Source organism: Methylobacterium aerolatum (genome assembly GCF_022179085.1).
Classification (GTDB): domain Bacteria; phylum Pseudomonadota; class Alphaproteobacteria; order Rhizobiales; family Beijerinckiaceae; genus Methylobacterium; species Methylobacterium aerolatum.
Map to the genome: position 1 here is coordinate 1 of NZ_BPQE01000050.1, position 8,540 is coordinate 8,540.

At 71.7% G+C, this 8,540-nt stretch carries 12 protein-coding genes and 1 pseudogene; 8 read left to right on the plus strand and 5 right to left on the minus strand.

The window, feature by feature from the left end; genetic code table 11:
* From MFF06_RS22325 to MFF06_RS22335, 3 genes and pseudogenes are all read right to left on the minus strand, one after another.
* Positions 1–195, minus strand: a pseudogene (locus MFF06_RS22325) (polysaccharide biosynthesis/export family protein); the annotation flags it as partial.
* A 193-nt stretch (positions 196–388) separates the two neighbouring features.
* A complete protein-coding gene (locus tag MFF06_RS22330; RefSeq protein WP_238208357.1) occupies positions 389–607 on the minus strand; it encodes a Flp family type IVb pilin in 219 nt (72 codons plus the stop codon).
* Between the two features lie 134 nt (positions 608–741).
* A complete protein-coding gene (locus tag MFF06_RS22335) occupies positions 742–990 on the minus strand; it encodes a DUF3072 domain-containing protein (RefSeq protein WP_238208359.1) in 249 nt (82 codons plus the stop codon).
* 175 nt (positions 991–1,165) lie between these two features.
* Here MFF06_RS22335 and MFF06_RS22340 point away from each other — a divergent pair, with 175 nt between their 5' ends.
* The 7 genes from MFF06_RS22340 (at position 1,166) to MFF06_RS22370 (ending at position 6,957) form a co-directional block, all read left to right on the plus strand.
* Complete coding sequence (locus MFF06_RS22340; RefSeq protein WP_238208362.1) at positions 1,166–1,723, plus strand: gluconokinase; 558 nt, start codon at positions 1,166–1,168, stop codon at positions 1,721–1,723.
* A gap of 3 nt (positions 1,724–1,726) precedes the next feature.
* Entirely contained in the window at positions 1,727–2,593 is an 867-nt protein-coding gene (locus MFF06_RS22345; RefSeq protein ID WP_238208364.1) for a Cof-type HAD-IIB family hydrolase, read from the plus strand.
* A gap of 120 nt (positions 2,594–2,713) precedes the next feature.
* Positions 2,714–3,676 carry a lytic transglycosylase domain-containing protein gene (locus MFF06_RS22350; RefSeq protein WP_238208365.1) on the plus strand — a complete coding sequence of 321 codons (963 nt, stop codon included), beginning with the start codon at positions 2,714–2,716 and terminating at the stop codon, positions 3,674–3,676.
* A 294-nt stretch (positions 3,677–3,970) separates the two neighbouring features.
* Positions 3,971–4,879: a helix-turn-helix transcriptional regulator gene (locus tag MFF06_RS22355; RefSeq protein WP_238208367.1), complete on the plus strand. Its 909-nt coding sequence runs from the start codon at positions 3,971–3,973 to the stop codon at positions 4,877–4,879.
* A 288-nt stretch (positions 4,880–5,167) separates the two neighbouring features.
* Complete coding sequence (gene cysE / locus MFF06_RS22360) at positions 5,168–6,025, plus strand: serine O-acetyltransferase (protein WP_238208369.1); 858 nt, start codon at positions 5,168–5,170, stop codon at positions 6,023–6,025.
* Between the two features lie 199 nt (positions 6,026–6,224).
* Positions 6,225–6,437 carry a DUF3126 family protein gene (locus tag MFF06_RS22365; RefSeq protein ID WP_238208371.1) on the plus strand — a complete coding sequence of 71 codons (213 nt, stop codon included), beginning with the start codon at positions 6,225–6,227 and terminating at the stop codon, positions 6,435–6,437.
* Between the two features lie 190 nt (positions 6,438–6,627).
* Positions 6,628–6,957, plus strand: a complete 330-nt coding sequence (locus MFF06_RS22370; RefSeq protein WP_238208373.1) for a DUF6949 family protein — start codon at positions 6,628–6,630, stop codon at positions 6,955–6,957.
* Positions 6,958–6,961: 4 nt separating this feature from the next.
* On the opposite strand, the gene MFF06_RS22375 is transcribed toward MFF06_RS22370, so the two are convergent.
* The gene (locus MFF06_RS22375; protein WP_238208374.1) at positions 6,962–7,684 is read right to left on the minus strand and encodes a transglutaminase-like cysteine peptidase; all 723 of its coding nucleotides are present in this window, start codon (positions 7,682–7,684) and stop codon (positions 6,962–6,964) included.
* A 431-nt stretch (positions 7,685–8,115) separates the two neighbouring features.
* Between MFF06_RS22375 and MFF06_RS22380 the strand changes: the two genes are divergently transcribed.
* A complete protein-coding gene (locus MFF06_RS22380) occupies positions 8,116–8,373 on the plus strand; it encodes a hypothetical protein (RefSeq protein ID WP_238208376.1) in 258 nt (85 codons plus the stop codon).
* A 4-nt stretch (positions 8,374–8,377) separates the two neighbouring features.
* On the opposite strand, the gene MFF06_RS22385 is transcribed toward MFF06_RS22380, so the two are convergent.
* A partial coding sequence (locus MFF06_RS22385; protein WP_238208378.1) for a transglutaminase-like cysteine peptidase occupies positions 8,378–8,540 on the minus strand: 163 nt, incomplete at its 5' end.

An 8,540-nucleotide genomic window follows, 5' to 3' on the forward strand; every position in this document is an offset into this window, starting at 1 on the left:
CAGCGGGCGGCCGCGCAGGGCCTCCACGATCGCCGGGGTGACGTCGATGATCTCGTAGCGGGCCAGCAGCGCCCCGTCGGCCTGCGGCACGGTCGAGCCCGCCTCGATCGCCGAGGCCGTCGGTCCCGCCGCAGGCAGAGCCGTGCAGCCCGACAGCGCCGCAGCGGCGAGCAGGTAGATCGGTGAGAATCGCATCCAGCCGGTGTCCATCGGTCTTGCCGATGTCGTGCCTACCTGAAGGGCAGGGGTAAGTCCGTAGCGGGCTGGTCACACTGGCGCGCGCACGGCGGGAATGACCATTTCATCCTCGCAACACACGATTATACCGGGCACTTCGCCGGCTTTGCCGGCTTGATCGGGGCCTGCCCGATAGGGCCGTCGGCCGGCTTCAGTTCACCTGGGCCATGGCGCTGCCGATCTGGCCGTAGACGTCGCTCATGCGCGAGCCGTAGACCTTGAGGCTTCCGGCGATGACGGCGAAGATCAGTCCGCCGATCATGGCGTACTCGATCGCCGTGGCGCCGCGCATGTCCCCGAGGAAACGGCGGGCGGTCCGAAGCATCCCCGTGACGGAGGGGGCGGCCGTGTCCCTGATCCGCTCGCTCATGGTTCCCACCGCCTGACCGCCGCGGAGTCGGACCGTCCGGGGCGACGAAAGAGCACCAGGGATACAGGACGGGACTTGCCGTCCCCTTAACGGAACCGGAGACCGGCGGGGCCGGCCTCCGGGCGCCCTCTCCCTCAGGCCTTACCGGCCTTGTGCCGGAGGTCGTCGATCCGCTTCGAGGCCTCGGCCTTGCCGAGCGATTCGTCGAACGCCTCGGGCTCCTTCGCCTCCTCGGACAGCGTCTTCAGGTAGGAGGCCTGCGCCCCGGTCATCGGCTCGCCGCCGGTGGTCCACTCGTCCGGATCCTTGATCTGGTTCGAGACGTCCTTCGGATCGGTCTTGGGGTTGCCCCCCTCGCTCGCCGCCGCGTTGCCCTTCGCCATGACCCATCTCCGTTCTTGAATTGTTCCAGCCAACGCGAGGGCGGGGGGCTGGTTCCGCGAATCGCCACGGGCGGGGATGCCGCAGCCCGCCGGACGCTTTAGAACCTGGGGGACGGCGCTCGCTCGACCCGCCGTGCCCACGGCGGCGGTCGAGCGCGGGGAACGGACGGCCCGCATGGAGACGACGCGCAACGGCCCGGAGAAGCCCGGCGGGACGGGCCCCTCCCTGGCACAAGTGCTGGTGGTGATGGGCGTCTCGGGCTCGGGCAAGAGCACCGTGGCCGCCCTCGTCGCGCAGCGGCTCGGCTGCGCCTTCATCGACGGCGACGCGTTCCACACGCCCGAGCACATCGCGAAGATGCATGCGGGCCATGCCCTCGACGACGCGGACCGCGCGCCGTGGCTCGCCCGCATCGCCGTCTGGATCCGCGAGCGCCTGGAGGCGCGGGAATCGGGCGTGGTGGTCTGCTCGGCCCTGCGCCGGGCCTACCGGGACGTCCTGACCGGCGGCAGCCGCCGGGTGCGGATCGTGTATCTCGAGGGGTCCAGGGAGGTGATTGCGGCCCGCCTCGCAGGGCGGCGGGGGCATTTCATGTCGCCGCTCCTCCTCGACAGCCAATTCGCAGTCCTCGAACCGCCCGCCCCGGAGGAGCATCCGATCACCGTCGGCATCGCCGAACCGCCGGAGCGGATCGCGGACAGGATCGTGGCGCTGGCCACGCAGGAGACCTGAGCCGTGACGCCGGAGCCCATCGCCCTCGTCGTCTCCGATGTGGACGGCACCCTCGTGACCTCGGACAAGCGGCTCGCGCCCGCGACCCTGGCGGCGGTGGCACGGCTGCGCGCGGCGGGGATCGGCTTCACCATCGCCTCGGCCCGCCCGCCCGTGGGGCTGCGGAGCCTCGTGGCGGACCTGTCCCTCGACCTGCCGGTCGGGGCCTACAACGGCGCCACGGTGATCGGGCCGGACCTCGCCGTGATCGAGGAGACGCTCATCCCCGGCGACGCCGCCCGCGAGGCCGCCGACCGGCTGATGGCCGAGGGCGTCGATGTCTGGGTCTTCGCCGCCGGGGCGTGGCACCTGCGCGACCCGCAGGCGCCCTATACCGACCTCGAACGCCGGACCCTCCAGGCCGAGCCGCGGGTGACCGCCGACCTTGGTCCCCTCCTGGCCGCCGCCTCGAAGATCGTGGGCGTGTCGCGGGACCCGGCGCATCTGGCGGCCTGCGAGGGCAGGCTCGCCGCCGCCCTCGGGGACCGGGCCACCGTGCACCGCTCGCAGCCCTACTACCTCGACGTGACGCCGCCGGGTTTCGACAAGGGGCGGTTCGTGACGTGGCTGAGCCGCCACCTCGGCATCCCGCCGGAGCGGATCGCCACCTTCGGCGACGCCGCCAACGACATACCCATGTTCGCCCGGAGCGGCCTCGCGGTGGCGATGGGCAACGGCGACGCGGCGGTGAAGGCCGCCGCCCGCGCCGTCACGGCGGACAACGATTCGGACGGATTCGCCGAAGGCGTCGCCCGGTTCGTCCTGGCGCCGTCCACAGGCGGCGAGACGGCTGTGGCGCGCCGGGCACAGCGCTCCGGCCCGAAGGCGTGAGGCGGCGGAGAGGATCTGTCCATCCCCGTTCTGCCGTCACTCCGCCGATTCCAGGCCGCTTTCCGGCCTCATTTCCCGGTGACCTAGCTTGAGCATAGAACAAGCAGCACCGGGTCTCGAATGCATCGCCTCTTCCTTGCTGCCACCCTCGTGGCCGTTCCGGCGGCCGTGTCGGCACAAACGGCGCGGGACAACATCGACCTGCTGATCGAACAGCAGGCGAAGGCGAACGGAGTGCCGGCGAGCTTCGTGCACGCCGTCGTGAAGCGCGAAAGCAACTACAATCCGAACGCCAAGGGCGGGAGCGCGCTGGGTCTCATGCAGATCAAGCACGCGACCGCCCGGTCCCTGGGCTATCAGGGGGATGCGGCCGGGCTCTACGACCCCGCGACCAACCTCCGCTACGGGGTCGCCTACCTCGCCGGGGCCTACCGCACGGCCCAGGGCAACCTCCACCAAGCCTATCAGTACTACAACCGCGGCTACTATTACGCCGCCAAGCGCCAGGGCGTCTCGACGGTCGTCGCCTCCGCCGTGGCGCCGGTGGCCGCCTCCGCGAGCGCGCTGGCGAGCCTGTTCACCGGCCAGCCCGCCGGCGAGCCCGCGCCGGGCGCCCTCGCCTACGCCCCCGCCGTCGCCGCCGCCCCCGCCGAGAGCGTGGAGGTGCCGCTGCCGCCCCGCCGTCCGGCGGCCCTCGCGGGCGGCGCCCAGGTCCAGTTCGCGAGCCTCCAGGCCGACCCCTTCGCCCCCGCGCCGCAGGCATCCGCCGCGCCGCAGGTGGAGGCGGCCGTCGCCTCGGTCGAGGTGCCCCTGCCGCCCCGTCGTCCCGAGGGGATGACCGGCCCCTCGGCCCAGGCCGCCCTCTCGGAGCTCCGCCTCTCGCCGGGATCGACCGGCGGCGAGACCGCGAAGGTCGTCGCCGAGACTGCCAAGGCCGATGCCGCCGGCGCCGCCGACGCGGTGGAGGTCCCCCTGCCGCCGCGCCGTCCCTCGGCCCGGATGCTGGCCATGGCCGCCCCCGCTCCCCGGCCGGCGGCCACGGCCCCCATCCTCCAGGAAGCCGTGGCCCTGCCGACGCAGTAGGCACCGCGGGAAACGAAGCGGACCCAGCGGACTTGCCCACACGGGGTTCGGACGCACTCGCTCCCGAGACTTGACCGGCAGGGCGTTCCGCAACAGATAAGCAACACGCCGCCACAGCGGGCCAGATCTGGAATCCGTGCGCCCGATAGAGGCGATGGCGACGACAGCGAATAATGTGGGTTGCATGCGCCGGTCTCCGCGAGGATGGTCCGGGCGCGGGCTTGCCCGTTTCCAGGCGGAGGGCGGGCCCGCGATCAGCAGCCCCTCTCGGCAGGCAGGAGAGCCAGCGGCGCCATGACCGGCGTGATCGAACAAGAAACGCTCTTCCTGGCGGATCTCGGCCGCCGGGTGCGCCATGCGCGGACGGTCCGTGGCCTGTCCCGCAAGGTCCTGTCGCAGCTCTCGGGCCTGTCCGAGCGCTACATCGCCCAGCTCGAGGGCGGGCAGGGCAACGTCTCGATCATCCTGCTGCGGCGGGTGGCGAACGCCATGGGCGTGCGCCTCGACGACATGATCACCGGCGACGAGAGCCAACCCGACTGGCCGGTGATCCGGGACCTGCTCACGCAGGCCAACCCCGCGCAGATCGCGGCGGCCAAGGACGTCCTCTCCGGCGGCAACCGGCGCGAATCGGCCGGGGCGATGCGCGTCGCGCTGATCGGCCTGCGCGGCGCGGGCAAGTCGACCCTGGGCAAGCTCGCCGCCGAGCGGCTGGGCTGGACCTTCGTGGAGCTGAACGCCGAAATCGAGCGTGAGAACGCCCTGTCCGTGCCCGAGATCTTCGCGATCTATGGGCAGGAGGGGTACCGCCGCCTGGAGCAGGGGGCCCTGCGCCGCCTCACCGAGCATCCCGGCCCGCTGATCCTGGCGACCAGCGGGGGAATCGTCGCGGAGCCGCTGACCTACGATCTGCTGCTGCAGGCGTTCTACACGGTGTGGCTGCGTGCCCGGCCGGAGGAGCACATGAGCCGCGTGCGCGAGCAGGGCCACCTGCCCACCACCGGCGACCACGCTTCGGCGATGCAGGAACTGCGCGCCGTGCTCGCCAGCCGCGAGCCCCTCTATGCGCGGGCCGCAGCCCAGGTGGACACCTCGAACATCCCGGTTCCGACGATGCTCGACCGGCTGATCGGAACGATCGAGGCGCGGTTCGGCGCCCTGACCCCGGATGGGGCAGGATCGGCCGACGCCGCGGCGCCGTGACGGGCGCCGGGGCCAGGAAGCCGTGACCAGGGAGTCGTGACAAGGGGGCTTGGTGCGTCGCACCCAAGCGTCCGCCGGCCTTGATCGGGCGGACCTGCGCCCCCACGATGAGGGGCCTGACCGACCTGCCCCGGATGGGCGGATCCCCTTAGACCCGGCGGAGTCTCCTGCCGCGCCGACACCGCGCCCTGAGCCGCATTCCTCGCAGCATCCCCCGCCGCGAGGACCGGTGGGCCGCACGGCGCGGGACCGGCGATCCCCGGACCGGCAAAGCGCGAGCGCGGGGCCATGACCGTAAGTCCACTCTTCACCCCGGCGAAGGCCAAGGGCGATATCGCCGTGTGCGATCCCGTCTGGTCGCGCCTGCGGAGCGAGGCCGAGGAGGTGCTGCGGAGCGAGCCGCAACTCGCCTCCTTCATCGTCGCCACGATCCTTAACCATCCGACCCTGGAGGGCGCGGTGGCCCACCGGGTCGCCGCCCGGCTCGGGCACCCGTCCCTGCCCGCCGAACTCATCGCCCACGCCTTCCACGAGGCGATCCAGGCCGATCCGGGCATCGGCGAGGCGTTCCGGGCGGATATCGGCGCGGTGATCGACCGTGATCCGGCGACCCTGCGGGCGCTGGAGCCGGTACTCTACTTCAAGGGCTTCCACGCGCTGGAGGCCCACCGCCTCGCCCATCACGTCTGGACGCGGGGACGCCGGGACCTCGCCCTCTACCTCCAGAGCCGTGTCTCGGAGGTGTTCCAGTGCGACATCCATCCCGCCGCGCGGATCGGCCGGGGCGTCTTCCTCGACCATGCCACGGGACTCGTCGTCGGCTCCACGGCGGTGATCGAGGACGAGGTGTCGATCCTGCACGCCGTGACCCTCGGCGGTACCGGCAAGCAGCGGGGCGACCGCCACCCGAAGATCCGCCGGGGCGTCATGATCGGCGCCGGGGCCAAGATCCTCGGCAACATCGAAGTGGGGGCCTGCGCCCGCGTGGCCGCCGGCTCGGTGGTGCTGCGGGCCGTGCCGCCGAACACGACGGTGGTGGGCGTGCCCGCCCGCGTGGTCGGCACCGCCGGCTGCGACGACCCGGCCCGGGCCATGGACCAGCTGGTCGCCCTCGATGCCTTCATCCATGTCGGCGAAGGGATCTGACGGCGCGCTCAGGTGTTCGTCCCGCGGCGGCGCCTGAGGGCGGCGCTTGCCGCCGGGCCCCCGGCATGGCAAGCGCTGCCCCTTCGCCCGTTCGTGCGCCGGCGCGCGCCCTCCCGGATCCCCGGAGCCCGGAGGCCGTGTCCGATCATCGGCATGTCGGCCGGTTTCGGCGGACAAGCCCACACGGAGAACTGACAGCGTGACCAAATCCGAGATCGCGAAGCTGCAAGCCTACATGCGCCGCACCTTCGCGAACACCAACATCCGCCTCGTGGCGATGAAGACCGGCGACACCGCGGAGGTCTTCATCGGGGAGGAGTCGATCGGCGTCGTCGCCGACGACAAGGAGGACGGCGACGATTCCTTCGTCTTCCGCATGGCCATCCTCGACATCGACCTCGACGAGGAATGAGGCGTCGGCGGGCCGCTGCAAGGGCGCCGACACCGTTCGGCGGCGCCACGTCGGGAAGCGTCCCGCTGCCCGCGATGGCTTCGCATCGCGTGCGGTGACGGGCTCCTCTGCGTTAACGCTAACGAAACCTTTCCCTTAACGTGTCGTAAACGATCGGTCAGAGTGGCGTGGTCTCGACGGATCGCAGGCCATGTCCCTCAGCCCCACCGCCCTCGACTCGCTGCGCACCCTGTGCATCGGGCTCGCCCTGTCGGGCCTGCTGGCCAGCGCCTTCGAGCTGGTGGCGGCGCGGAGGGCGAGCTTCAGCTTGCTGGAGCGCGGCGGCTTCCTGGCCGTGGCCGCCCTGCCGCTGCTCGCCTTCTCCGCGCCCTTCATCATCCTGCGGAACACCGTGCGCGGGCGGCGCATCGAGGGCCGTCCGTTCCCCTTCGTGATGCTGGCGACCATGATCGCATGCGGCTGGAGCTTGGTCTCCGGACGCGTCGCCCTCGATCTCGCGGCGATGATCGTCCGCGTCTGACCGCTCACGGCTCGGCTGTCGCGACCTTCGCCCCGGCGGCGGGAGTGGTGGCCGGCTCCTCCAGGGACACCCAGGCGGTGCCTTCCTGGCCCGCGCGCTTCACGAAGCTGTAGGGCACCCGCTTCCACGAGCGGATCTCGTCGGTCTTGTTGTCGAGGATGAAGTCGCCCCGGTCGGTGCGCACCGTCAGCACCGCGTGGCCCTCGTTGGTCTCGTCGATCACCACGGTCATCAGAAGCGCCCGGCGCGGCAGGCCCCGTTCCGCCAGCATCCGCCGCTTGAGGAGCTGATAATCCTCGCAATCGCCGAACCCGTCGTCGGGGAAGTCCCAGCGGTCGGTGAGGCCCCAATGGGCCTGGTCGGTCATGGGCTTGATCCGCCCGTTCACCCGGGCATTCACGCTGCGCAGGGTCCGCCACACGGCGACGGTGAGGGGAATCACCGTGGGCTCGGCGAGATCGACGGTGCATTCCGCGGGCTCGCGGCGGCAGAAATCCGCCCAGCCGGGGATGCTGCGGGTCGGGGCACCGGCGGCGGCGGGCAGGCCGGACGGCAGGTCGGGACCGCGGTGGGCGTGGGTGGTGGCGCTGCCGAGGGTCAGGAGGAGCCCGATCACGGCGAGGCTCGCCGCCTGCCGCCCTCGCGCGGCGAGGGGAGCGAGGGCCGGCGCGCGGCCGGAGAGAAGGTCTCCGATCGGGAAGCCCGGAACGCCTGCGCCTTCGGTCATCCGCCGTCTCGCCGTTCGAAGCACCCTCCGCCGGGGCCGGACGGGCCGGAGGCGGAAGATGCGGCAACAACAAGGGCTTGGCGTGATTCCGGCGACCCTGCGACCGCCGCGAACACGTTAGCCGACGACGGAGGCTCGCACGCGCCGGTTGCATAGACAACAGAAAATTGAAGGCGAGAGAACGGTGGCCGCCCCGCGAAGGTTCCCCGAAGACCACGCTTTTTCCGCGCGGAGCTCACGGCTAAGCCATGCGCCGTGAGCATGGCGGCCCTGCGATGCCCCCGTTAACCCCGTCTCATCCTTGATTTCCGGCCGCATAGGCGGCTTCAGATGCGCCTCCCGCAACACCCGGTTGCGGGCGTGGGTCGGACAGGGTTCGCAAGATTGCGGCCACCGGACCGGACCGCCAAGCGATGCCGAAGGATTGGACCATGCAGCCCGCCATCCAACAGGTGATCAGAGCGCTCGCCGAGGATGGACGGGCCGGAGCGCTCGGCATCGCGGAGCACGCGGTGAACGCCCACTTGGAGGGCGCCACGGTCGCCGGCGACCGCGCCCTCTCCCTCGATATCCTGACCCGGGACCTCGCGAGCCTGCGCGGCATCGCCCCCCATCTCGCCGGCTTCATCGGCCGGGTGGAGGCTTATGTCGCCACCCTCGACCGCGCGGATCTCGCCCGCGCCGCCTGACGGATCAGCGGTTGGCGGTGGTGACGGGCGAGGTGGCGCCGCCGAGCGACACCCAGGCCTGGGCGTCCTGGCTCTCGCGCTTGATGAAGACGTAGCCGGTGCGGTGCCAGGGCAGGATCGTGTCGGTCTTGTTGTCGAGGATCAGGTCGCCCCGGTCGGTGATCAGG

Coding starts and splice junctions, on each gene's coding strand:
- MFF06_RS22330 (WP_238208357.1), bottom strand. CDS start 607: ATGAGCGAGCGGATCAGGGACACGGCCGCCCCCTCCGTCACGGGGATG.
- MFF06_RS22335 (WP_238208359.1), bottom strand. CDS start 990: ATGGCGAAGGGCAACGCGGCGGCGAGCGAGGGGGGCAACCCCAAGACC.
- MFF06_RS22340 (WP_238208362.1), top strand. CDS start 1,166: ATGGAGACGACGCGCAACGGCCCGGAGAAGCCCGGCGGGACGGGCCCC.
- MFF06_RS22350 (WP_238208365.1), top strand. CDS start 2,714: ATGCATCGCCTCTTCCTTGCTGCCACCCTCGTGGCCGTTCCGGCGGCC.
- MFF06_RS22355 (WP_238208367.1), top strand. CDS start 3,971: ATGACCGGCGTGATCGAACAAGAAACGCTCTTCCTGGCGGATCTCGGC.
- cysE (WP_238208369.1), top strand. CDS start 5,168: ATGACCGTAAGTCCACTCTTCACCCCGGCGAAGGCCAAGGGCGATATC.
- MFF06_RS22370 (WP_238208373.1), top strand. CDS start 6,628: ATGTCCCTCAGCCCCACCGCCCTCGACTCGCTGCGCACCCTGTGCATC.
- MFF06_RS22375 (WP_238208374.1), bottom strand. CDS start 7,684: ATGACCGAAGGCGCAGGCGTTCCGGGCTTCCCGATCGGAGACCTTCTC.
- MFF06_RS22380 (WP_238208376.1), top strand. CDS start 8,116: ATGCAGCCCGCCATCCAACAGGTGATCAGAGCGCTCGCCGAGGATGGA.